The sequence below is a fragment of the Rhizobium terricola genome (genome assembly GCF_012927355.1).
GTDB classification, from domain to species: domain Bacteria; phylum Pseudomonadota; class Alphaproteobacteria; order Rhizobiales; family Rhizobiaceae; genus Allorhizobium; species Allorhizobium terricola.
On the sequence record NZ_JABBGK010000004.1, the window covers coordinates 48484 to 73261 of the forward strand.

Below are 24778 nucleotides of genomic sequence, written 5' to 3' on the forward strand. Positions count from 1 at the left end.
AGACAACGGGATCCGGTCTCACGGCCGGGTCCCGAACGATCCGGACGAAGTAGAGCCGGACCGGATGGTGATATGCGGGAGGAAGTGAGGGAGGGGGCTGATGATGAATCCGAAGAGCCGGCGCGTGGCCGTGGACCGCTTCGTCGAGCGCTGGCTGCCGCAGATCGTGGTATCCCCGATCTTTGCGACGAGCCTGCTGTTCGTCTACGGCTTCATCGCCTGGACCGTCTACATCTCCTTCACCAAGTCCGGAGTGATGCCGAACTACACGCTTGTCGGCTTCGCGCAGTATGTCCGCCTCTGGAGCACGCCACGCTGGCTGGTGGCGCTGGAAAACCTTTTCATTTTCACCAGCCTGTTCATCATCGGCTGCATGCTGATCGGCCTCGTGCTGGCCATTCTCCTGGACCAGCGCATTCGTGTCGAGGGCGTGATCCGCACCATCTATCTCTATCCGATGGCGCTCTCCTTCATCGTCACCGGCACCGCCTGGAAGTGGATCCTGAACCCGACGCTCGGGATCGAGAAGATCGTTCAGGATCTCGGATTTCCGGGCTTCAATTTTGACTGGCTGGTCGACTCGAACATGGCGATCTACACCATCGTTATAGCCGGGGTCTGGCAATCCTCCGGCTATGTGATGGCGCTGTTCCTTGCCGGCCTCCGCTCGGTCGATGACGAGATCATCAAGGCAGCAGCCATCGACGGCGCCGGACCGTTCCGGACCTATTGGAGCATCATCCTGCCGATCGTACGACCGGTCTTCTTCTCGTCCTTCATCATCCTCTCGCATCTGGCGATCAAGAGCTTCGATCTGGTCATGGCGCTGACCGGCGGCGGACCGGGTTATGCCACCGACATGCCCGCCACCTTCATGTACTCCTTCGCCTTCCAGAGGAGCGAACTGGGAACGGCAGCGGCAAGCGCCGTCATGATGCTGGTGACGGTGACCGCCATCTTCGTACCCTACCTCTATTCTGAACTGAGGAGGCCGGCCAGATGAGCAGCACGTCCGTCTCCGGCATCGTCCGCCCGAAGGGCCTGAAGAACAGCCTGCTGCGGCTGCTGCTCTTCGCCATACTCGGGCTGTTCTGCCTCTATTATCTGATGCCCCTGTTCGTCATGATCTCCACCTCCCTGAAGTCCCTGGAGGAAATCCGGACCTCCTCGCTGATCAGCCTGCCGAAGGAAGTGACCTTCGCAGCCTGGGAAAAGGCTTGGAACGCGGCCTGCGTCGGCGTCCGGTGCACGGGTCTCCAGCCTTACTTCATGAACTCGGTGCTGATGGTCCTGCCCGCGGTGTTCATTTCGACGCTTCTCGGGGCGATCAACGGTTACGCGCTCACGAAGTGGCGGTTCCCCGGCGCCGATATCATCTTTGCCCTCATGCTCTTCGGTTCGTTCATTCCCTACCAGGTGGTCCTGCTGCCCATGGCGCGCATGCTGGGCTACTTCGGTCTCGCGGGCAGCGTCTACGGCCTGATCCTGGTGCACACCGTCTACGGGCTCGCCTTCACGACCCTCTTCTTCCGGAACTTCTTCGTCACCGTCTCGGACGGCATCGTCCAGGCCGCCAAGATCGACGGAGCCGGTTTCTTCGGCATCTTCTTCGGGGTCCTTCTTCCGATGGCCCCGCCCACCATCGTCGTCACCGTCATCTGGCAATTCACGCAGATCTGGAATGACTTCCTGTTCGGCGTCGCATTCACGGTCGGCGACAGCAACCCGGTAACCGTCGCGCTCAACAACATCGTCGCGACCTCCACCGGCGTGAAGGAATACAATGTCGACATGGCCGCCGCGATCATCGCCGCCTTGCCGACGCTTCTGGTCTACGTGGTGGCCGGCAAATATTTCGTCCGCGGCCTGGCCGCCGGCGCGGTGAAGGGATGAACGCATGGCAAGAGTGGAACTCAGCAAGGTCTGGAAGAAGTTCGGCCCGGTGGAAGTCATCAAGGGTGTCGACCTCAGCATCGACGACGGGGAATTCGTCGTTCTCGTCGGCCCGTCCGGCTGCGGAAAGTCGACCCTCCTCAACATCATCGCCGGTCTGGAAACGCTGACCAGCGGTGAGGTGCGGATCGGCGACCAGGTGGTCAATGACGTGCCGCCGCGGAATCGCAACATCGCCATGGTGTTCCAGTCCTACGCGCTCTACCCGACCAAGACGGTCCGCGAAAATATTACCTTCGGCATGCAGACGCGCGGGATAGCGGAGAGCGAACAGAACCAGGCCGTGTCCGGGGTCTCGCAACTGCTGCATATCGAGCAGCTTCTCGATCGAAAGCCGGGCCAGTTGTCCGGCGGCCAGCGCCAGCGCGTGGCCATGGGCCGCGCACTCGTGAGGAACCCCGACGTATTCCTGTTCGACGAACCCCTCTCCAATCTCGATGCCAAGCTGCGCATCGAGATGCGCACCGAGGTAAAGAAGCTTCATCTGCGCCTGGGCAAGACTACGATCTACGTGACCCATGACCAGATCGAGGCCATGACGCTGGCCTCGCGCATCGCGGTGATGGACAACGGCCACGTTCGCCAGTTCGGCACGCCTGAGGAGATCTACGAAAACCCGGTGGACCTCTTCGTCGCCGGCTTCATGGGATCCCCCTCGATGAACATCGTCACCGGCCGGGTGGTGGACGAGAACGGGCTCGCGATCGCCGTCGGCGACGAGGAAGGAACGATCCTCTTCAGGACGGGGCCGGAACAGGCGGCAAAGTTGCGGGGCCGGGAAGGCGAAGAGATCCACCTCGGCCTCCGCCCCGAGACGATAACCCATGTCGGCGCCCATGAAGCACACGACTCCGACCTCTTCGTAATCGAACGGGTGGTGGACGTGGTGGAGCCGACCGGTCCCGACACCATGCTGGTCTTCACGCTTGGCGGCGTCGAGGCCATTGCCCGCGTCCGACCCGAGGAGCGCGTCAAGCCCGGCGAGATGTTCCGCTTCGAGGTCAACATGGCGAAGGCCAAGCTGTTCGACAGCCGGACTGGCCTCAGGCTCTAGCCTGCGGTCAGGCAGGCACCGGCGAAGATCAGCCCTTGTTGGTCTCGTAAAGTGAAAGCACGTCCGCGCGCCGGCAAAGATCAGTGCCGGAGGTCATGACCGTCGCCGCGCCGGCGGCAAGGCCAAAACGGAACGCGTCGCCGATCTCGTGGCCCTCGGCGAGCGACCATGCCATCGCCGCGACGAAACTGTCCCCCGCCCCGACGGCAGACTGGACGGGAACCTCGATCGCCGGGACGCGGTGAATGCGCTCGGCATCGACCAGAATTGCGCCGTCGGAGCCCAGCGTGACTGCAATAAATTGAGCGACACCACGCCTGATGATTTCCTGAGCGGCAGCGCCTGCATCCTCGTGGCCGACCTTGCGTCCAACAAAGCTCTCCAACTCGCCAAGGCTCGGCTTGACCAGGAAGACCTTGGCGCTCGCCAAGGTCGTCTGAAGCGCATCGCCAGACGTGTCGAGGATAAAGCGGGCATTCTTTCGTTCGGCGATCTCGGCCATACGGGCATAGGTGTCTTCCGGCACGCCGCGCGGCAGGCTCCCGCTGGCAATGATGTATTCCGCAGGAGTCTTTTCGAGGAGATCGAAGACCGGCGCGAGTTCTGCTTCACTGACCAGCGGCCCTTCTGGAACGAAGCGGTATTCGAGATTGGTGGAAATCTCGCGAACGTTGTAGGCAATGCGCACCGGATCATGGATCTTCAGGGGCACCTGCCTGATGTTCAGAGGCTTAAGCATGGCCTCAAGCAACTCGCCCGTGGCGCCTCCAGACAAATAGATCAGCTCGCAATGCCCTCCCAGCTCGGCGATGACACGCGCGACATTGATGCCGCCGCCGCCCGGATTCTGGCGCTGGTTGTGCGTACGCGTCTTGTGCGTATGGCGAACGGTTTCGGCCTCGCTGGAGATATCGATGGCCGGATTGAGGGCAATGCAAAGGATTCTGGACATGCCGGAACCTAACGCCCTCCGATGACAAATCCAAGACGTGCCTGCAGAGCGGATGAGCGAAAGAAAGCGTCGGCGCAAAGTGCCGGAAATCGTCTCCTGTCGCCTTCATGGCGGCTTCGCTCAACGATCCGCCTGCCAGATGCCCTCTCCGGCCCTGGTGAGCAGCGGTGTCGAAAAGACGCCGAACGTCCTATCCGGCCAGTCACTGCCCAAGGCTGAAATCTGCTCCTTCCAGCGTTCCGTCTGCAGCATGGCAGCACCGAGCGCCACGGGATTGATGCCGAGCGCTCCCAGCAGCGTCAGGCCGGAAACCATCGATGCTCCACTGGACATGACGTCGTCGACCAGAGCGACGCGACGCCCCTGGAGCAACGGGAGCATGCGCGGATCGGTAAAGAGCCTCTTCTGTTGGTGGGGCGTCGTGATCGAACTCATCGGCACGGAGAGCTCATCGATATACCAGAACTTGCGCGACGTGCCGAACGGGACATAACGATCGTGACCAAGCTTCTGGGCGACGGCGGCGGCCAGCGTGAGGCCAAGTGTCGGCAGACCGACGATGACCTCCGGCTCGGCGCGACGCAGCTTGTCGGCGAGGCTGGCCGCGAGCGCGTCAAGCACGCCGAAACTTGCCTGGTTGATGATCAGGGAGGCGATCCCATGGGTTCCGTCAGCGAGAGCCCGGATCGGCAACAGAACCTGCCGGCCGTCGTCCAGCATCGCCGGATAGCTCGCACCATAGGGACCTGTCGTGCAAAACTCCCGGGCGGGTAAATGCTTTGCCAGTAATCATGCGCGTGCATCGCAGGTCCTTTCCACCGCGCGTCAGGGACGCTTCGTTGCCAGTTCATCGCAAGCCGGCGCTGCTTTGGCAACGCAGAGCGGGGGCTCGTTCAGCAACTCTTGACGAACCGTTACGATTTCGCGGTTGTCTTTGCCCGATTGCACATTACCTTTGCATGGAATTCACGGCGGGCACAAAAGGCCTCCAGGACACAGGAACACACATGTACACCGGTATCGTTCAGGCGGTGGCCCCGGTCACCGACATCATCCGTCATGACGGATATACGGAATTCCACGTCGAGTTTCCGGCTCGACTGGTCGAGGGGCTGCAGATCGGCGGCAGCGTCTCGGTCGAGGGCGTCTGCCTTTCGGCAACCTCCATCCGGGGCAATACGGTGACCTTCGATGCGATGGACGCAACCCTTTCGCGGACCAATCTTTCGGACCTCAAGGTCGGCGACGGCGTGAACATCGAACGGTCGGCAAAACCGACCGACGAGAACGGCGGCCATGCGATCGCAGGTCATATCGCGACCACCGCGACGCTCGTCGGCTCAAAGAGCGAGATGCCCGGCGCCCACATCCGCTTTTCCGTACCGGAGGATTGGGCGAAGTACATTTTTCCGCGCGGCTTTCTCGCGGTCAACGGCGCAAGCCTGACGGTCGCCGAAGCCGAAGGCAATGTTTTCCAGATCAACCTCATTCCCGAGACACTGCGCCAGACCACATTCCCTCGCTACACGGTCGGCGACAAGCTGAACATCGAGGTGGACCACCAGACGATGGTCATGGTGGATGTCGTGGAACGAACGCTGACCCGTCTGCTGGACAAGCGTCAGTAACGATCTCAATGGCTCGGACGCAACGCCGTCCACGGCCTTTCGCTGATCAGTGAAATCAGGATCTTGACATAGTCGGCCGGCTTCTGTGCGCAGAGGCCTGCCGGAATTCCCTTATCGGCGATCTCCGCCAGGGGAGAGCCTGACACGATGCGAAAAGGGATACCCCTCTGCCGAAGCCGGTCCACAACCGGCGTCACGGCACCATCCCGCACCTGGAAGTCAAGAATTGCCACGGAAATCTCTTCCGTTTCCAGAATGTCGAGCGCGTCACTGACAGTTTCTGCAGTGACCACGTTGACTCCCACGCGCGAAACGCTGTCGGCTGCGTCCATCGAAATGAAGACGTCATCCTCGACGATCAGGACGGTATCTGCGGGCATGCTGCGGTTGTTCTTGAACATGGCAAATCTCCTTTGTCCGGAGAACGCTCGCCATCCGTCTTTGTTCATATTTTACTAAATTCACATCCATGATGGTAAACAGATTCTGAACGATCGCATGCGGCCTATTCGCCTTCTTTCCACCATCTGCCCGATGCCGTGGAAGTATCGCCTGGAACCTATATCGATTGGCTGCGTTTTCATCCGGTCATGAAGATGGGAGAAAGACCATGCAGATCGTTGATACACAGGTTCACCAGGACGTGGGCGGCGTTCCGGGCTTCACGGTCGAGTTCGTCGGCGATGGCGGAGAGGTCGTCTCCGTTCGCATGAAGCAGGGAAGTTCAGATCAGCTGACCCGCGAGAATGCCTTGGAGAAGGCACGGGTACTCCTGTTGCAGGTCGGATCCTTCGACGGAGCGGTTGAACCGTTCGACAAGGCGGAAAACGACCAAGGCAAGGATGCGATCTCCGATGCAGTCCTGAGCGCCCGCCGCGCGCAGGACGAGGCGGAATTGGAGGCCCAGGTCGACGAAGGACTGCTGGACTCATTTCCCGCAAGCGATCCTGTCTCGGCGACCTATTCGTCGACACCGGGCGCGAGGAAGACCCACTAGTCGCATCGTCTACAATTAACGCGCCGGTCGCCGCCGGCGCGTTTCCTGACTGAGACCCGCAGGATTGCCCATGACGTTAGCCCCATATTTTGCCACCGAAACCTGGTTGCCGCTCACGGTCATCGTCCTGAGGTTACTGGTCGCGATGCTGTGTGGAGGAGCGATCGGCTACGAGCGGGAGCGGAAGAACCGGTCTGCGGGCCTGAGAACCCATATTCTGGTTTGCCTGTCGAGCGCGATCGTAGCGATCCTGACCATCGAAATAGCCCATCACGACGCCTTTCAGGGTGAATCTGCCCGGATCGACCCTCTTCGTCTCATCGAGGCCATCACGGCGGGCGTTGCTTTTCTCGCTGCTGGTCTGATCGTGTTTTCCAAGGGCGAGGTGCGTGGACTGACAACCGGCGCAGGCCTTTGGTTTTCCGGAGCCATCGGCCTGTCGTCCGGTCTTGGCTTCTGGCAGATCAGTCTGCTCGCCACCGCTTTCGCACTTGTTGTTCTCTGGCTCTTGCACGCTGTTGAAGCGCGTTTCTGCAACCGTGCGGAAGATCCCGGTCCTCACCCCGAGTGAGTGGGGCGGCCCAGATCGGGCACTCCTTACCTCGCAACCGTCAGTGCTTCGCCACGTGCTCCGGCTTGCCCTTGCGTTTTGTGGAGGCGAGTTCCTCGAGTTCTTTTTCCGTCATGGAATCGTGCATCTCTTTCGACGCACCCTTCAATGCGCTCTTTCCTGCCTCGCCACGCTTCACGGCGAGCGCAGCGCCGGCGGCCTTTTGCTGGGCTTTCGATTTTGCGGGCATGGAGACCTCCTTCAAAGGGTTATGGCTGCAGAAACACCAAACTCGCGGTCGCCGACCTTGGTTCCCGCGACGCTTGCGACGGGGTCCAACAGCACAAGGGGAACAAACGTCGCCGTCGCGGATTTATGCAGCGCAGCATTAAGCGACAAGGACCCTTCCGATGGATGCCAGAACGAGAACGATCGACGTGAAAGCCGGTGACTGGCGATCGCTTGGTGCACATCATGACGGCGAGGGAACCAACTTCGCTCTCTTTTCCGCCCATGCAGAACGCGTGGAACTCTGCCTCTTTGACGAGAGTGGTAGATCCGAAGTGGCACGGGTAGAACTCCCCGAATTCACCAACGAGGTGTGGCACGGCTATTTGCCCGACGTGAAGCCTGGCACCCTGTACGGCTATCGCGTCCATGGTCCCTATGACCCGGCCAACGGTCATCGCTTTAATCCCAACAAGTTGCTGCTTGATCCCTATGCGCGCGAGATTGTCGGAGACATCCCGTGGTCCAATGCGCATTTCGGCTACGACATCGACAGCGTCGAGAAGGATCTTTCATTCAGCACGCTCGACAGCGCGGCAGCGATGCCGAAGTGCCGCGTCATTGATCCCAGGGAAAGCCGGGAATACGACGGCAATCCGTCCGTCGCCTGGGCCGATGCAATCGTCTACGAAACGCATGTGAAGGGGTTCACGCAGCTCAACCCGGCAGTCCCGGAGAACCTGCGCGGTACCTTCGAGGGACTTGGCCACAAGGCTGCCGTCGACTACATCAAGCAGCTCGGCATCACGTCGGTCGAGCTCTTGCCGGTCCATGCCTTTCCCGATGACAGCCACCTGCTCGACAAGGGCCTGCGCAACTACTGGGGCTATAACACGATCGGTTTCTTTGCGCCCGCCAGCCGCTATTACGGCCCCAAGGGCCTCAGAGGTTTTCGCGACATGGTTCGCGCCTTTCACGATGCCGGCATCGAGGTGATCCTTGACGTCGTTTACAACCACACCGCCGAAGGCAACGAACTCGGCCCGACCCTTTCCTTCAAGGGTATCGACAATTTCTCCTACTACCGGACGTTGCCGGACAATCATCGCTACTACATCAACGATACGGGCACCGGAAATACGGTCAACACATCACATCCCCGCGTCCTGCAGATGGTGATGGATTCTCTCCGTTACTGGGCGCAGGAAATGCACGTTGACGGTTTTCGTTTCGACCTTGGCACCATCCTGGGCCGAGAACCGGAGGGCTTCGACCAGCGGGGCGGTTTCTTTGATGCCGTGACCCAGGATCCCGTGCTGTCGCGGGTCAAGCTGATCGGCGAGCCCTGGGACATCGGTCCGGGAGGTTACCAGGTGGGTGGTTTCCCACCCGGCTGGGCGGAATGGAACGACAAGTATCGCGACTCGACGCGCGAGTATTGGCTGAACGGCGACAATTGCGCTCCCGACTTCGCGGCCCGTCTTCTCGGATCCGGCGACATCTACGACCAGCGCGGACGCCGTCCCTGGGCGAGCGTCAACTTCGTTACCGCCCATGACGGGTTCACCCTGAACGACCTAGTATCCTATGACCAGAAGCACAACGAGGCCAATGGCGAGGACAACAATGACGGCCACAACGGCAATCGAAGCCACAACTACGGCACCGAAGGCCCGACCGATGACGAGGGCATAAATGCGCTGCGCGAGCGGCAGAAGCGCAACTTCCTCGCGACGCTCTTCTTCTCCCATGGAACGCCGATGCTGCTCGCGGGCGACGAATTCGGTCGATCACAGATGGGCAACAACAACGGCTATTGCCAGGACAGCGAGATCAGCTGGCTCCACTGGGAGAACCTGCCAGCCGGTTGCGACGCCTTGCGCGAATTCACCAAAAGGCTGATCGAACTCCGCAAGCAGCAACCTTTGCTGCGCCGCGCCAACTGGCGCGACGGCATGGTCATCGACTGGTATAACGTCGACGGCGGAGCGCAGTTGCCCGAGCATTGGCTCGATGGCAACCCGCTGGCATTGAAGCTGCTGCGCGACGATCTGGAGGGCCGTGACGGCATCTGGCCCGAACTGTTGTTGCTGTTCAACCCGGTCGACGCGGACATCGGCTTCAATCTTCCGAAGACCGGCGGCAGCGATTGGCGGCTGGAGCTGATGACGAGCGACCCGACGCGAAACGGAGACATTGCGACCGAAGGGAACAAATATGTTCTCACGGCCCGCTCCCTCGCCCTGTTCCGCCGCACCTAGATCACGGCAGGACGCCGAAGGTCAGGATACTGCGACGGCAATAACCTCGAAGTCGTAGAGTACGCCCGCGAGTACAAGCCTGCGCGCCGAGATTAACACCGGGATCACGTCTCCGTTTGCATTGCGGATTTCCGCGCGTTCGCCGGAATATTCCCCCCTCTTATCGAGTTTCTCGAGGCGGCGCGCGCGCGCATCGTTGCCGATGACGAGCCCGGAGGACACCATTTCATGACCCCGGATCTCGTCCCAGGATTTTCCGACGAGATCGAGGTAGGCCTTATTGACGCGAACGTAGCGTGAGCTGTTCCGGCCGATCGTCGAAATCGAGAAGGCGACGGGCGAAAGGTCGAAAAGCGCCTGGATGAGGGAGTCCGACACGCCTTCCGTAACAGCGGGGTTGCCGACCAGCGCGTCCAGTTCATCGAGTTCGCTGCTTGGCGGCATCTCGTAATCGATCGGCAGTGAAGCCTCATCACGCAGCACGGCGACCATGCGCCAAAGGTCCACCTCGAGGAACAGGGCCTTGTGCTCATCGGCAATATTTCCAAGCCTGAGCGGAACCGCACGCGCGGCGGCCTCCAGCCGGGCGGTTTCCCCAGACGAACTGGCCGAAGCCGCCAATCCGCGCAATGCCTGGGTCGCCATCTTGTGCACGATGGAATAGGCTTCCTCCAGCATTGCGCGCCGCGCCTGCTCGAGCATGACATCGATCAGCGTGGCGTCCTCGGCCGTGGGCAACCGGTCAAGAATACGCCAGACACGGGCTTCCTCCGGACTTTCCCATGTCTTCGGCGTGCCCCGCGGGGCAAATCGGATCAGCGCCAGCAGGGTGTCCGTCCGAAGCCGGTCGGTATCGAAGGGGACATTGCGGCCCTGTTCGTTCGACGTTGCCGTCAGTCGTGCCGGTCCACCATTATCGTCAAAGAACAACGAAATCTCTTCGACATCCGCCGGGAGCTCCAGCCACGGATGCTCGCTCCTGAAAGCGGCGAGGACGTCCTTGTCCATAACGGCAACCGTATACATCTTCTCTCCTCGTTACGGTTTCGATGGGGCGCCAACTGAAGCCGTTTGGGTCCAAGTCACTCTACGATAGACCACCTCGTCCGGATCAACCCTGACGGGCAGAGCATTTCATTCATGTTCCGCGACGACAAAGCACGACACGGGGGAAATCCGCGATACGCCGTGAGGCAGGATTCGATCAGATCGGCAGTCTCGAATTCTCTGCTAAGACGAAAAGCTCCGAAGAACGGTCCAATTCCCTTAGCGTTTTAGCGTCCGAAAAAATATATCGATTCTTGTAGGTATCTTGTCAGAATCGGAAATTTATCGGTCAAAATGCTCGCATTTGTTGCGCCGGCTGTTGACGGCTCGGCATTCCCCCTTGGGCGACAGCTATCGATTTGCGTTCAACCTGCACGTCTCCAGCCGGACCGAGACTGGGCAGTTGACGCCTTCCGCGGAAGGATGAACCGCCCGATCAGCTCCCGCAGCTTGGAGGCCTCCGTTGCCAGATTGCTCAATGCGACATTCGACTGTTCCACCATCGCCACATTCTGTTGGGTGGCCTGATCCATCGCGCCAAGTGCGGCGCTAACCTCCGCAAGGCCGGAGGATTGGACGCGCGCTGACGACCAGATGGCATCCACGTGGGTATCGATCTGCTCAATGTAGCCGATGATCCCGCTCAATGCTTCCCCCGTGCTCTTGACCAGCCGCGCGCCCTCGCCGACTTCGGACGTCGCGTTCTCGATCAATGCCTTGATCTCGCGGGCAGCATTGGCGGAGCGCTGGGCAAGCTCGCGCACTTCCTGCGCGACGACGGCAAAGCCTTTCCCCGCATCGCCGGCTCTGGCGGCTTCCACTCCGGCATTGAGTGCAAGCAGATTGGTCTGGAAGGCGATATTGTCGATCACCCCGATGATGTCGACGATCTTCGAGGAGTGTTCCTCAATTCTCTCCATCGCCTGCGCGGTCGCCGTGACGACTGCAGTCGACTGCCCGGCAAAACGGTTTGCCTCGACACTGACACGACGAACCTCTTCCGTGCGCAACGTGGACGCCGAAACGTTGGCAGTAATCTCGCCGAGCGCGGTCACCGTCTCATCCAGCGCGGCAGCCTGTTTTTCCGTGCGCTGCGACAGGTCGCGCGCCGCGTCGGAAATCTCGTTGGCGCCCCCGTCCATTGTCTCGACGGAATCGGCAATCACCGACAGTGCCTCGGCCAGGAAATCGGCAGAACGATTGAAATCGTCGCGCAGGGGTGCATAGGCGACTGGTATATCCTCGACGATGTGGTGGGTCAGATCCTTTTGGGCAATCGCACCGATCGCTTCGCCGAAGATGCGCCGAACGAAGCCACGCTCAGCTTCTATCGCTTCGGCTTCCGCCTTCTTCTTCGCCGCCTCCGCCTCTTCGATGTAGACGGAGATCGCAAGATCCATGTCGAGGATGACGGCCTTGACCAGGGCCGAGATGGTCTTTGCCGTCTCGGCGTTGCTGGACTTACGCTGGCCGAAGATCCCACCGGTCGTTGAAACCTTCTCCAGGACAGCCTCGACCAGACGCTCGAGGATCAGCGCGTAGCCGCCAATGTACCAGCGCGGCTCAAGACCGATGCGCGCGTGCACGCTGCCGATCGCCTTGACCTTCTCGAAGTAGTCGTCGGAAAAATCTCCCTTGGCGATATTCTTCCAGTGCCGGATCTGCGCATTCTTTGCGCGCTCGACGTGCTCGCCGGTCGGAAAGAAGCGCTGCACCTCCGGCGCCTCGGACAGCAGCCCGTAGAACTCGCCGAGAACGTCGGGGAGCTTCGCATTGAGCAGCGGCCCCACCTGCCGGATTCGCTCCATCGCGCTCTTGTCGAGCTGCATGAATTCCAGACGTCGCGCAAGATCCGCGTAGCTTATGCCCGCCGGCCCCTGTTGATGACTTCCCGATACCACACCCCTCATCACACCCCCAAAAACTTGCGATCTGTCAAAATGAACAAACAATTAAGTCGGCAGGGCAAGATTTAGTATGTCAATAGTTTATGATGTTTTAAATTAGGGGGACTTTTGGTCACTTGACCGAAACTTATTTTTGCAAGCCGCCGGACCCTCGGTGCTTGGCCACGCACCTGCAGCCAGATGCGGAAAAGCCCGCCGGAAAGGCGGGCTTTGAATATCTGCAAACAGTGAGGATGAGGCCGGAAATTAGCCTCAGAAGAAAGCCTGGATGCCGGTCTGGGCGCGGCCGAGGATCAGCGCGTGAACATCATGCGTGCCCTCGTAGGTGTTGACCGTCTCCAGGTTCTGCGCGTGACGCATGACGTGGTATTCGATCTGGATGCCGTTGCCGCCGTGCATGTCGCGGGCCTGCCGTGCGATGTCGAGCGCCTTGCCGCAATTGTTGCGCTTGACGATGGAAATCATTTCCGGGGCGAACTGATGTTCATCCATCAGGCGGCCGACGCGCAGCGAGGCGAACAGGCCGAGCGTGATCTCGGTTTGCATGTCGGCGAGCTTCTTCTGGTAGAGCTGCGTGCCGGCGAGCGGCTTGCCGAACTGCTTGCGGTCGAGACCGTACTGGCGCGCGCGGTGCCAGCAATCCTCTGCGGCCCCAAGAACGCCCCAGGAAATGCCGTAGCGGGCACGGTTGAGGCAGCCGAAGGGACCCTTGAGGCCCGAAACACCCGGCAGCAATGCATCCTCGCCGACTTCGACGCCGTCGAGCACGATCTCGCCGGTGACCGAAGCGCGCAGCGACAGCTTCCCGCCGATCTTGGGCGCGGAAAGCCCCTTCATGCCTTTCTCGAGCACGAAGCCGCGGATCTCGCCACCATGGGCTTCCGACTTCGCCCAGACGACGAAGACGTCGGCGATCGGTGCGTTCGAGATCCACATCTTCGAGCCGCGCAGGCGGTATCCACCTTCGATTTTCTCGGCGCGGGTCTTCATGCCGCCCGGATCGGAGCCGGCATCGGGTTCGGTGAGGCCGAAGCAGCCGATCAGCTCGCCCGAGACGAGCCCCGGCAGATATTTGTCCTTCTGCTCTTCCGAGCCATAGGCATAGATCGGATAGATGACCAGCGAGGACTGCACGCTCATCATCGAGCGGTAACCGGAATCGACGCGCTCGACTTCACGCGCCACGAGACCGTAGGAGACATAGCCCGCACCGGCCGCGCCGTATTTTTCCGGCAGCGTTACGCCGAGCAGACCGGCCTGCCCCATCAGGCGGAAAAGTTCCGGCGCGACGGTTTCGCCAAGATAGGCTTCGTTGACGCGGGGCTGGAGTTCGCTCTGGGCAAAGGCCTCGGCAGACGCCTGGATCATGCGCTCGTCTTCGGTGAGCGCCTCCGACATCAGGAATGGATCACTCCAGGAAAAGGGCCGCATTTCGCTCATGGGTCTGATATCCTCTGTAAACTGATGCATAAATTGACGAAATGGGAACGGAACGCAACACATGTTTACTCATGCGGCTATCAGGTCTATTCATAGCAGATGCTGACCCATCAACGCCGTTTCCTACCGTCGACAAGCGCGCTCGCCGCCTTTGATTCCGTTGCCAAGCTCGGCAGCTTTTCCGCCGCCGCCAACGAACTCAACCTCACCCAGGGTGCGATCAGCCGCCAGATATCCCTTCTGGAAGATCAACTTGGCGTCAAGCTGTTCGAGCGCAACAATCGTGGTGTCGAACTGACATCCATCGGTCGTGACTATGCCAAGGGCATCGGCGACGCACTCGCAACGATCCGGACCCTGTCGCTGGAGGCCATGGCAAAGGCGGAAGACACCCATCTGCGCCTAGCTATCCTGCCGACCTTCGGCACCCGCTGGCTGATGCCGCGGATCCCGGATTTTCTCCAGAAGAACCCTTCCGTCATCATCGATTTCGCAACCCGCATCGGCCAGTTCGATTTCGAAAGCTCCGGCCTTGACGCTGCAATCCACATCGGCGAACCGAACTGGCCTGGCACGGACTGCCAGTTCCTGATGCAGGAAATGGTCGTGCCGGTCTGCAGTCCCGCCTTCCTGCGCGATCATCCTGTTTCTCGCCCCGAAGACATGCTGTCCATGCCGCTCTTCGACATGGCCTCGCGGCCCCGCGCCTGGGAACACTGGTTCGCAAGTCTCGGCATACCCAACGGGCGCGGCGGCGGCATGCGCTTCGAACAGTTTTCCAACGTGGTCCAGGCCTGCCTTGCCGGCCTCGGCATCGCTCTTGTCCCGACATTCCTGATTGAACCGGAGCTTTCCGGCGGGCAACTCGTGCGCGCCTTCGATCACGAGGTGAAGAGCGCCAGCGCCTACTACCTGGTGCGCCCACTGTCAAAGATGGCCTACCAGCCGGCCACCGCGTTTTCGACCTGGTTGCTCGGGCAGGTGCGCGACTTCAACGCACAGCGCGAGCCGACTTCCGGCTAACAAGCCAGATCCCGCAATGATTGCCTCCGCGGCGAGAGGGCCACTTGTCAAAGTCATCCGATGACTTTATCTTCAGATCATGAAGCCAATTCAGAAGACCAGTCTCGCAGACACGACGACAGATGCGATCCGCGAGGAAATCACCGCCGGACGCTTTGCCGTCGGCGCCCGCCTTCCCAATGAAGCGTCGCTGTCGGCGACGCTCGGCGTAAGCCGCGGCACCGTGCGCGAAGCGGTGCGGGTCCTGGCATCCCGGGGACTGCTGGAGGTTCGGCAGGGCTCCGGAACCTATGTTCGCTCGGCGACCGACAGCCTGAGCACACTCGACGGCACCCGCCGTGCCAGTCTCCGGGATCGCTTCGAGGCACGCTGCGCCCTCGACGTGGAAGCCGCCCGCCTGGCGGCCCAGCGCGCCACGCCGGCGACCATTGCCAGGCTGAGAGCGCTCCTCGCCCAGCGCGGGAGCTCCGATGTCGGCGACCGGGACGGCTTCGTCGCCCGCGATCTTGCCTTCCACAAGGAGGTGATCGCCGCCTCCGGAAACCGTGCCATGGTCGAGCTTTTCGAGTTCTTCTCCGCCTCCATTGCCGACACCATCCGGGCGACCACCGGCGGGACGTTGCCCGAACCCGACCTCGCCGCCCATGCCGCGATCGTCGATGCGATCGAATCGGGCGCCCCCGACAAGGCAGGCGATGCCGTGCGCCGGTTCATGGCACCCGTGCTGGCCTTCCTCGACGGCGAGGTTGCAGCGTGAGACGCGATGACGAGCAGCACACGCTCGATCTCGCGGACGAACTGCTGATCGACGCCGAAGATCTTCCCATGCCCTCGCTGCCCGCGCAGGCGCAGATGAGCCCGTTGGCACGGACGGTTCTGGGCATCAGCCTGGTCCTGACCGCCTTCAACCTTCGCCCACTTTTCTCGAGCGCATCCGCATTGCTTCCCGAAATACGCTCCGAGCTCGGCCTTTCCACGCTCGCCACGAGCCTGCTGACCACGGCGCCTGTCGTCTGCCTCGGTGTATTTTCGCCGCTTGCGCCGCGCCTCGCTGCTCGGATCGGCGCGGAGCGCGCGCTTCTTTGTGCCCTACTCCTCCTGGTGGTCGGCACCGCCCTGCGCGGCTTTCATTCCGTGCCCCTGCTGTTTCTCGGAACAGCACTGGCCGGCGCCTGCATAGCCATCGGCAACGTCCTCCTGCCCGGCCTCGTCAAACGCGACTTCCCGGACCGGGCCGCCCTCATGACCGGCTTCTACACCATGGCCCTTTGCGCAGGTGCGGCCGGCGCCGCGGGACTGACGCTGCCGATCGAGGCAGCCCTCGGCGGATCGCTCGGGGGCGCACTCGCCATCTGGGCCGTGCCCGCCGCGATCGTCGGATTGATCTGGCTGCCCCAGGCCCTCGGAAGCCGGGGAAAACCCGGCAAGGCCAGCGTGAGCGTCACCGGCCTTTGGCGGGACCGCCTCGCATGGCAGGTGACCCTCTTCATGGGACTTCAGTCGGCGCTCGCCTACTGCGTGTTCGGCTGGCTGGTGCCGCTCCTGCGCGATCGTGGCATCGACGGCGTCACCGCCGGTGCCATCGTCTCCCTGTCGGTCATGATGCAGGCAGCCTCCTGCATCGTGTGCCCCCAGATCGCCGTGCGTGGCAAGGATCAGCGCGTGATCAACGTCGCCCTCCTCGTCATCGCCGTCGGCGCGCTCCTCGGCATCCTATTCGCACCGGTCTCCACGGTCTGGACCTGGGCGATCCTCCAGGGCATCGGCCAGGGCGGCTTGATCGCCGTCGCCATGACGGCGATCGTACTGCGCTCGCCCGACAGCCATGTGGCAGCACATCTTTCCGGCATGGCGCAATTCGTCGGCTATTCGCTTGCCGCGATCGGCCCGCTTCTGGTCGGGCTGATCCGGGACTGGACCGGAGGTTTCGCCGCGACCTCCCTGCTTTTCGTCGCGCTCGGCCTTGGCGCCGCAGTAAACGGCTGGGGGGCCGGAAGAGCACAACACGTCGGTGCGAGAACCATTCGAAGTGACGGCTGACAGGCATCTGTGTCGGCGCTCACAACGCGACTTTCGGCACAATTGACAAGCGATTGTTATGGACGAAGAGTACCCTCCGCCAGAATTGCTTAAGCGTGGGGAGGGACATCATGTCCAGGCGCAGGTCCAGTGGTTTCACCGCAATCGTTTTCGGCCTGCTGGCCCTCGCGGCTCCCGTCGCCGCTGCCGATGGTCGTAGCGTCGTCACCACCCGCGACGGGGACTATTTCGGTTTCGATCTCAGGACCGAACAGAACGTCTCTCTCGCCCAGTGCGAGGCAAGCTGCGTCGCGGATCAGGAATGCAGGGCCTTCACCTACAATCCAAAGGTCAAGTGGTGCTTCCTGAAGTCCGACTTCAACCAGCTCAACACCTTCGTCGGTGCGATCGCCGGGCGGATCATCACGGCCGGATCGGAGGAGGACATCGGCGCGCCCTCCCAGCCCGGCTTCGTCTCAGAACAGCTGATGCAGGATGCTCGCCAGCAGAAGGCGGAGCTCTCCATCGGCGGCGACCAGCAGGGGATCGGCCATGCCGCGCTCTTGCAGATGGGCCGCGACGCCCTTCTCGGAGGCAACTACGACGCTGCACTCTATGCCTTCAAGGCGGCGCTCGCGCTGACGCCGGACGATGCCGCGCTCTGGATCGACATCGCGCGTGCGGAAAACAATGTCACCGGCAACGAGACGGTGACCAGCCAGGGCGTGCTGGCCGCCCTCAACGGCTTCCTGCTGACCCGCTCCACCCAGGAGCGCGCGGATGCCCTGGCCGTGCTCGCCAAGGGGCTGGAGAATGCGGAAAACTACCGCGGCGCACTGAGCGCCTACAAAGCCAGCCTCGAACTCGTGACGGCCAAGACCGTTCAGGCCGCCTACAATGACCTGCGCTCCCGCAAGGGCTTCCGCGTCGTCGGCAACACCATCGACGCCGACAGCGTCACGCCTCGTGCCTGCGTCGAGTTTTCCGATCCGCTGGTCAAGCGTGGTGTCGACTATGCTCCCTTCGTCACGCTCGACGGGCAGGCGCCGAAGGCCGTCGAGGCGAAGGACAACCAGATTTGCGTAGAGGGCCTTACCCATGGCGCGCGCTACAAGCTGGCCCTTCGCGCCGGCCTTCCGTCCTCGGTCGAGGAAAACCTCGAGGCCCAGGTCGACCTCGATCTCTATGTGAAGGACCGCTCGGCTGCCGTTCGCTTCACCGGGGACAGTTTCGTCCTGCCGTCGACCGCGCGGCGCGGCATCCCGATCGTCTCGGTCAACACGGAAAGCGCCAAGCTCCAGCTCTACCGGATCGGTGACCGCAACGTGGCGCCTCTGCTTGCCGCGTCCGAGTTCCTGAACCAGCTCGACGGATATGGAACCGACCGCATCGAGAGCGAACGCGGCGAACTGATCTGGCAGGGCACGATCGACATTGCCAACGAGATCAACAAGGACGTGGTCACCAGCTTCCCGGTTGACGAAGCACTGCCCAAACGCCGTCCCGGCGTCTATGTCCTGACTGCCTCCGTTGCCAATGCCACGACCGAAAGCTGGGATACCCGCGCCACGCAGTGGTTCGTCGTCTCCGATATCGGCCTTTCGACCTTCGCGGCCACCGACGGCCTGCACGTCTTTTCCCGCGCGCTCTCGACCGCAGCGCCCATGGAAGGCGTCGATCTCCAGTTGATCGCCAAGAACAACGAGATCCTTGCGACGGCAAAGACCGATGCATCCGGCCATGCCCGCTTCGACGCAGGCTTGATGCGGGCCGGCGCCGCGCTGGCCCCCGCGGTGATCGTCGCGCGCAAGGGGGAAGACGACAATGTCTTCCTCGACATGACCCGAGCCGGCTTCGACCTTTCGGACCGCGGTGTGACCGGCCGCCCGGCGCCCGGTGCAATCGACGTGCTCGCATGGACGGAGCGCGGCATCTATCGCCCCGGCGAGACGGTGCATGCGGCTGCCCTTTCGCGTGACACCGAAGCCGATGCCATCGAGCGGCTTCCCCTCACCTTCATCTTCGATCGGCCCGACGGGGTCGAGTTCCGCCGCATGGTGGTGAACAGCGAGACCCTCGGCGGCTACTCGGCCGACCTGCCGTTGCTTGGCGACGCGATGCGCGGAACCTGGACCGTCAGGATCCACACGGATCCGAAGAAGGAGCCGATCGCGCAGCAGACCTTCCTGGTTGACGACTTCGTCCCCGACCGTCTCGAATTCGATATTGCAAGCGAGGCCAAAAGCGTCGAACCCGGCGTTGCCGTACCGGTCACCGTCGACGGACGTTACCTCTACGGCGCCCCGGCGGCCGGCCTGATGCTGGAGGGCGAAATCAACATCCGCCCGACCCGCACCAGTCCCGACTTCGAACGGTATGTCTTCGGCCTCGCCGACGAGGAACAGTCCGAAGACACGCGGATTCCGCTGGAAGCGCTGGAGCCGCTCAACGAGACGGGCCACACGGCCTTCGACGTCGACGTGAGCGAACTGCCGTCCACCACGCAGATGCTCGAAGCGGAAATCGTTCTGCGCCTGACGGAAGGCGGCGGCCGCGCCGTCGAGCGCAAGCTCGTCCTGCCGGTCCGCCCCGAAGGCGCGATGATCGGCGTGAAGCCGGAATTCACCGGCGACCTCGCCGAGAATTCGACCGGTCGCTTCCATGTCATCGCGGTCGGCACGGACGGACAGAAGCAGGCGTTGCCCGGCGCCAAGTGGAAACTCGTCAGCATCGAGCGCAACTACCAGTGGTATCGTGACGGCTCCTCCTGGCGCTTCGAACCGATCCTGACCACCAAGCAGGTCGCCGACGGGACGGTGGACATCTCCGCCGACGGCACGGAAGTCGCAGCCCCGGTCGGCTGGGGTCGTTATCGTCTCGAGGTCGAACAGCCGGGCGCCGCAGGGGCTGCCACCAGCGTCGAGTTCGACGCGGGCTGGTTCGTCGAGGCGAGCTCTACGGAAACACCGGACGCCCTGGAAATCGGCCTGGACAAAGCAAACTACGCTGTCGGCGACACCGCAAAGCTGAAGGTCTCTCCGCGCTTTGCCGGCGAACTCCTGCTGACCGTCGGGACCGACACCGTGATCGCCACCCAGACCGCCACGATCCCGGCCGGCGGCGGTGAGGTCGAGATCCCCATCACCGCCGATATGGGCGCCGGCGCTTACGTGACCGCAACGCTCTTCCGCCCGGGCGAGGCGCAGGAAAGCCGGATGCCGATGCGTGCCATCGGCGTCACCTGGCTGAGCGTCGACCCGGGTGCGGACAAGCTCGCCATCAAGCTTACTCCGCCTGAAAAGACCCTGCCGCGCCAAGCATTGCAAATCCCCGTCGAGGTGGCCGGTGCCGGCATCGGCGAGGAAGCCTATGTCATGGTCGCCGCTGTAGACGTCGGCATCCTCAACCTGACGCGCTACGAGGCACCCGATCCGGAAACCTGGTATTTCGGCCAGCGCCGGCTCGGCATCGAGATGCGCGACCTCTACGGTCGCCTGATCGACGGCTCGCTCGGGGCAACCGGCAAACTTCGCACCGGTGGCGACGGCGCCCAGATGCCGCTCCAGGGCAATCCGCCCAAGGAAAAGCTCGTCGCCTTCTTCTCCGGTCCTGTGAAGCTGGACGCAGACGGCAAGGCGGTGATCAGCTTCGACATTCCGCAATTCAACGGCACCGCCCGCGTCATGGCGGTCGCCTGGTCGAAGTCGGGTGTCGGCCATGCCGAAACCGACGTCATCATCCGGGACCCGATCGTCGTAACGGCAAGCCTGCCCAGGTTCCTCGCTCCGGCCGACACCAGTGAACTCCGCCTCGACGTCGTCGCAACCGACGCCCCGTCCGGCGAATACACGCTTGCCGTCACCCCCAGCGAACCGGTCGGCATCGAAGAAGCTGACCAGACCCAGAAGATCACGCTGGAGGCCGGCGGCAAGACGACGATTACCCTGCCACTCACCGGCGTCACGCCCGGCCAGGGCACGATCGACATCGCCCTTTCCGGCGGCGACGGCATCGCGCTCGAACAGGAGCTTTATGTTCCGGTCAGTCCGGCATCCCTGCCGGTCACGGAACGCCGTGTCATCAACCTCGCGGCCGGACGCAGCCTGACCATCGACGGCGACCTGTTGGCCGACAGCCTCCTGCAGGATGCCTCCGTCAGCCTCAACGTCGCGCGCGCCGACGGCTTCGACGTGCCGGCGCTCCTGATGAGCCTCGACCGCTACCCCTATGGCTGCGCCGAGCAGACCACCAGCCGCGCCCTTCCGCTCGTCTATTTCGATGAGCTGCAACCCGGTTCCGGCCTGCCGGCTGATGCCGAGATCCACAAGCGGGTGCAGGAGGCCGTCTATCGCGTGCTCTCCTACCAGTCGTCGAGCGGCAGCTTCGGCCTGTGGGCTCCCGGCTACGAGGACCTCTGGCTCGATGCCTATGTCACCGACTTCCTGACCCGCGCCCGTGAACAGAAGTTCGACGTTCCGGACGAGGCGATGGTTCAGGCACTGCAGAACCTGCAGAACCGCATCGGTTACGACACCAACATCAAGGACCGCGGCAACGAGATCGCCTATTCGCTCTATGTCCTGGCACGAAACCGCAAGGCTGCCGTCAGCGACCTGCGTTACTATGCCGACACCATGCTCGGCGATTTCCCGACGCCGCTTTCCAAGGCCCATCTCGCCGCGGCGCTGTCGCTTTACGGCGACGCCGAACGGTCGCGTGCCGTCTTCCTCGAAGCCGCCGGCATGTCCGAGGAAGCACGCCTGACGAAAGTCAGCCTCAACCGCTCTGACTACGGCTCCTCGCTGCGTGACGGCGCTGCCGTCCTGGCACTCGCCGCCGAAAGCCGGCCCGTCCCGCCGATCGTGCCGACCCTTGCCAAGGTCGTCGCCGACGAATTGCGGGAGAAACGCTACCTCAGCACCCAGGAACAGACCTGGGCGCTCCTCGCTGCCCGCGCGCTCGACAAGGGCGACGACGGCATCAGCCTCGAGGTCAACGGTGCAAGCCACAGCGGCGGATACCGCGCCAGCATCGCCGGCGATGCCCTGCTCGATCATCCGGTGGTCCTGACCAACAACAGCAGTGATCCGGTGACGGCGGCAGTCACCACGGTTGCGGCACCGAGCACGCCGCTGCCGGCCACCTCGGAAGGCTTTACCATCGCCCGCACCTACTACACGCTGGACGGCGAAGAGGCCAATGTCAGCGAGGCGACCCAGAACGAGCGCTATGTCGTCGTCCTCGAAGTGACGGAGACCGACAACTGGCCGGCCGAACTGCTGATCACCGATCTCCTGCCGGCGGGCTTGGAGATCGACAATCCGAGCCTCGTCGACAGTGCGCAACTCGCCAATTTCGACTGGATCGGCGAGACGGAAACGGCCCATCTCGAGTTCCGCAACGACCGCTTCGTGGCGGCCATCACCCGGGGCGCCGACGTCAACGATCCGATCACGCTCGCCTATGTCGTGCGCGCGGTGACGCCGGGCACCTACGATCACCCTGCGGCAAATGTCGAGGACATGTATCGTCCGCAGTTCTTCGCCCGCACGGCAACCGGGCGAATGGAGGTCCTGGCAGCGCAACAATGAGGGCTGTTGGCAAAATCGGCATCGGAGCACTGGCCGCCCTCGCGGTGACGGGGGCTTCCGTTGCCGGCCTCTTCTGGGCAGAGCGGGCCTTTCCGCCACCGCTTGAGCGCGCAGCGACAGTCTCGACGGAAGTGGTCGACAGGGACGGCAGGCTACTGCGCGCCTTCGCGACGCCGGAAGGATTATGGCGCCTGAAGACATCGGCATCCGATGTCGATCCGGCCTTCCTGAAGATGCTCGTCGCCTATGAGGACCGGCGCTTCGAGGAGCACCGGGGCGTCGATCTTCTCGCTCTCGGCCGCGCCGCCCTCCAGCTCGCGGCCAATGGACGGATCGTGTCCGGCGGCTCGACCATCAGCATGCAGGTCGCCCGCCTGATCGAGCCCAGGCGGGAGCGCTCGCTGGCCGCGAAACTGATCCAGATCGCCCGCGCCATCCAGATCGAACGCCGCCTTAGCAAGGCGGAAATCCTCGACCTCTATCTGACACTCGCGCCCTATGGCGGCAATCTCGAAGGTGTCAGGGCGGCGAGCCTCGCCTATTTCGGCAAGGAGCCGCGACGGCTTTCCGTTGCCGAGGCCGCACTTCTGGTGGCTTTGCCGCAATTGCCGGAGCGACGCAGACCAGACCGCAATCCCGCGGTCGCCGATGCCGCCCGCCATCGTGTCCTTGAGCGCATGCAGGCTGCCGGGATTGTCGATCCCGGCGAAATCGCTCAAGCGGAGACAAGTGCCGTGCCCAAGGCTCGCCAGCGCCTTCCGGCCCTTGCCGCCCATCTGGCGGAGGCCGCGCGCAAGGCGACGCCCGGTGCGAACCGCCATCAGACCACGCTGCAGGCCGACATCCAGCAGCGGCTGGAAACCGTCGCATTCGAGGCCGCGGCAAAGCTCGACCCGAAAGTCTCCCTCGCCATGATGATGGCGGATTCCACGACGGGCGAAATCGTCGCGGAGATCGGTGCCGCGGACTATTTCGATGCCGCGCGCTGGGGCTGGATCGACATGACCCGGCAGAGCCGCTCACCGGGCTCGACACTGAAACCCTTCATCTATGGCCTCGCCTTCGAAGAAGGTTTGGTGGCCCAGGAGACGATCGTCGAAGACCGGCCGGCGGACTTCTTCGGCTATCGCCCGAAGAATTTCGACATGAGCTACCAGGGCGACGTGTCGATCCGGCAGGCCCTGCAGCTCTCGCTCAACGTTCCTGCCGTTCGTTTGCTGGATTCCCTCGGTCCGGCGAGACTGATGACCCGCCTGCGCCGGGCGGAGGTGAAGCCCCGCCTGCCGACCGCCGAGGCTCCCGGCCTCGCCATCGCGCTCGGCGGTGTCGGCACGTCGCTGAAGGACCTCGTCCAGCTCTATGCCGGCCTCGCCAACCGCGAAAACACGGTCCGCCTCGGGGACGGCGTCCGCGAGGCGCCCACCGTGCTGGACGGCCCGCCGCTCTTCGAACCGGTGGCCGCCTGGAACGTCGCGGACATCCTTTCCGGTGTCCTGCGGCCGCTCGGCAGCCAGCAGTCCGGCATCGCCTACAAGACCGGCACCAGCTACGGCTACCGGGATGCCTGGTCGGTCGGCTTCGACGGCCGATACGTGATCGGCGTGTGGATCGGCCGACCCGACAATGCCGCCATTCCCGGCATATCCGGCTACGCGACCGCGGCACCAATCCTGTTCGAGGCCTTTGCCAAGTCAGGCCTTGCAGGCAACGCCCTGCCGCCGTCGCCGCACGGCGCAGCCCGCATTGCCCTCGCCGAACTGCCGGTGAGCCAGCGCCGGTTTTCCATGCAACCGAATGGTCTTTTGGCAACCGGCGCCCGGGAAAAGCCGCCGCAGATCGTCTATCCACCGGAGGGTGCCCAGGTGGAGCTTGGAACGGCGCCAGACGGCACACCCCTGCCCCTGATCCTCAAGATCCAGTCCGGCCGTGCGCCCTTCCGCTGGCTTGCCGACGGCAAACCGATCGCCGATCCGACGCGACGCCGGACCAGCGACTGGCTGCCTAACGGGTCCGGCTACTCCACTCTGACCGTCATCGACGCCGTCGGCCGCGCCGCCAGCGTCGGGATTTTTGTCCGCACTCCCTGATCCGATTTCACGCTTCGCCCGTAGGCGCTTGTATGGAAAGC

The 24778-nt window shown here is 62.8% G+C and carries 18 protein-coding genes and 1 pseudogene; 12 read left to right on the plus strand and 7 right to left on the minus strand.

Annotated features, from left to right (window positions below; all coding sequences use genetic code 11):
- Positions 1-100: 100 nt before the first annotated feature.
- Genes HHL25_RS17790 through HHL25_RS17800 form a run of 3 tightly spaced genes read left to right on the plus strand, consistent with a single transcriptional unit; the run spans position 101 to position 3007 of the window.
- The gene (locus HHL25_RS17790) at positions 101-1003 is read left to right on the plus strand and encodes a carbohydrate ABC transporter permease (protein ID WP_246701881.1); all 903 of its coding nucleotides are present in this window, start codon (positions 101-103) and stop codon (positions 1001-1003) included.
- Positions 1000-1893: a carbohydrate ABC transporter permease gene (locus tag HHL25_RS17795; RefSeq protein ID WP_169594147.1), complete on the plus strand. Its 894-nt coding sequence runs from the start codon at positions 1000-1002 to the stop codon at positions 1891-1893. The genes HHL25_RS17790 and HHL25_RS17795 overlap by 4 nt, the downstream gene beginning before the upstream one ends.
- A 4-nt stretch (positions 1894-1897) precedes the next feature.
- Positions 1898-3007, plus strand: a complete 1110-nt coding sequence (locus tag HHL25_RS17800; RefSeq protein ID WP_169594149.1) for an ABC transporter ATP-binding protein — start codon at positions 1898-1900, stop codon at positions 3005-3007.
- Positions 3008-3035: 28 nt separating this feature from the next.
- Here the strand turns inward: HHL25_RS17800 and HHL25_RS17805 are convergent, their stop codons facing one another.
- The gene (locus HHL25_RS17805; protein WP_169594151.1) at positions 3036-3959 is read right to left on the minus strand and encodes a 1-phosphofructokinase family hexose kinase; all 924 of its coding nucleotides are present in this window, start codon (positions 3957-3959) and stop codon (positions 3036-3038) included.
- Positions 3960-4079: 120 nt separating this feature from the next.
- A pseudogene (locus HHL25_RS17810) lies at positions 4080-4762 on the minus strand (phosphoribosyltransferase).
- A gap of 204 nt (positions 4763-4966) precedes the next feature.
- Between HHL25_RS17810 and HHL25_RS17815 the strand changes: the two are divergent.
- A complete protein-coding gene (locus HHL25_RS17815) occupies positions 4967-5587 on the plus strand; it encodes a riboflavin synthase subunit alpha (RefSeq protein ID WP_169594154.1) in 621 nt (206 codons plus the stop codon).
- A gap of 5 nt (positions 5588-5592) precedes the next feature.
- Here the strand turns inward: HHL25_RS17815 and HHL25_RS17820 are convergent, their stop codons facing one another.
- A complete protein-coding gene (locus tag HHL25_RS17820; RefSeq protein WP_246701882.1) occupies positions 5593-6036 on the minus strand; it encodes a response regulator in 444 nt (147 codons plus the stop codon).
- 161 nt (positions 6037-6197) lie between these two features.
- On the opposite strand from HHL25_RS17820, the gene HHL25_RS17825 reads away from it, so the two are divergent.
- Positions 6198-6584: a hypothetical protein gene (locus HHL25_RS17825; RefSeq protein WP_169594156.1), complete on the plus strand. Its 387-nt coding sequence runs from the start codon at positions 6198-6200 to the stop codon at positions 6582-6584.
- A gap of 70 nt (positions 6585-6654) precedes the next feature.
- Positions 6655-7155, plus strand: a complete 501-nt coding sequence (locus HHL25_RS17830) for an MgtC/SapB family protein (RefSeq protein WP_169594158.1) — start codon at positions 6655-6657, stop codon at positions 7153-7155.
- A 40-nt stretch (positions 7156-7195) separates the two neighbouring features.
- Here HHL25_RS17830 and HHL25_RS17835 read toward each other — a convergent pair whose 3' ends face one another.
- Positions 7196-7384: a DUF3008 family protein gene (locus HHL25_RS17835; RefSeq protein ID WP_169594160.1), complete on the minus strand. Its 189-nt coding sequence runs from the start codon at positions 7382-7384 to the stop codon at positions 7196-7198.
- Positions 7385-7544: 160 nt separating this feature from the next.
- On the opposite strand from HHL25_RS17835, the gene glgX reads away from it, so the two are divergent.
- A complete protein-coding gene (glgX, locus tag HHL25_RS17840) occupies positions 7545-9623 on the plus strand; it encodes a glycogen debranching protein GlgX (protein ID WP_169594162.1) in 2079 nt (692 codons plus the stop codon).
- 21 nt (positions 9624-9644) lie between these two features.
- Here glgX and HHL25_RS17845 read toward each other — a convergent pair whose 3' ends face one another.
- The 3 genes from HHL25_RS17845 to HHL25_RS17855 form a co-directional block, all read right to left on the minus strand.
- Complete coding sequence (locus HHL25_RS17845) at positions 9645-10649, minus strand: diguanylate cyclase (RefSeq protein ID WP_169594164.1); 1005 nt, start codon at positions 10647-10649, stop codon at positions 9645-9647.
- A gap of 386 nt (positions 10650-11035) precedes the next feature.
- Positions 11036-12580 (minus strand): globin-coupled sensor protein, encoded by a 1545-nt coding sequence (locus HHL25_RS17850; protein ID WP_261345126.1) that lies wholly within the window; start codon positions 12578-12580, stop codon positions 11036-11038.
- A gap of 249 nt (positions 12581-12829) precedes the next feature.
- Positions 12830-14008 (minus strand): acyl-CoA dehydrogenase, encoded by a 1179-nt coding sequence (locus HHL25_RS17855; RefSeq protein ID WP_390624525.1) that lies wholly within the window; start codon positions 14006-14008, stop codon positions 12830-12832.
- Between the two features lie 108 nt (positions 14009-14116).
- Here HHL25_RS17855 and HHL25_RS17860 point away from each other — a divergent pair, with 108 nt between their 5' ends.
- The 5 genes from HHL25_RS17860 (at position 14117) to pbpC (ending at position 24737) form a co-directional block, all read left to right on the plus strand.
- Positions 14117-15040 carry a LysR family transcriptional regulator gene (locus tag HHL25_RS17860; RefSeq protein WP_169594170.1) on the plus strand — a complete coding sequence of 308 codons (924 nt, stop codon included), beginning with the start codon at positions 14117-14119 and terminating at the stop codon, positions 15038-15040.
- Between the two features lie 79 nt (positions 15041-15119).
- Positions 15120-15797, plus strand: coding sequence for a FadR/GntR family transcriptional regulator (locus HHL25_RS17865; protein WP_169594172.1), 678 nt, complete (start codon positions 15120-15122; stop codon positions 15795-15797).
- Positions 15794-17080: a CynX/NimT family MFS transporter gene (locus HHL25_RS17870; RefSeq protein WP_315853090.1), complete on the plus strand. Its 1287-nt coding sequence runs from the start codon at positions 15794-15796 to the stop codon at positions 17078-17080. The genes HHL25_RS17865 and HHL25_RS17870 overlap by 4 nt, the downstream gene beginning before the upstream one ends.
- 110 nt (positions 17081-17190) lie before the next feature.
- A complete protein-coding gene (locus HHL25_RS17875; RefSeq protein WP_169594174.1) occupies positions 17191-22650 on the plus strand; it encodes an alpha-2-macroglobulin family protein in 5460 nt (1819 codons plus the stop codon).
- Positions 22647-24737, plus strand: a complete 2091-nt coding sequence (gene pbpC / locus HHL25_RS17880; protein ID WP_169594176.1) for a penicillin-binding protein 1C — start codon at positions 22647-22649, stop codon at positions 24735-24737. Before HHL25_RS17875 ends, pbpC begins: the two co-directional genes overlap by 4 nt.
- Positions 24738-24778: the final 41 nt, after the last annotated feature.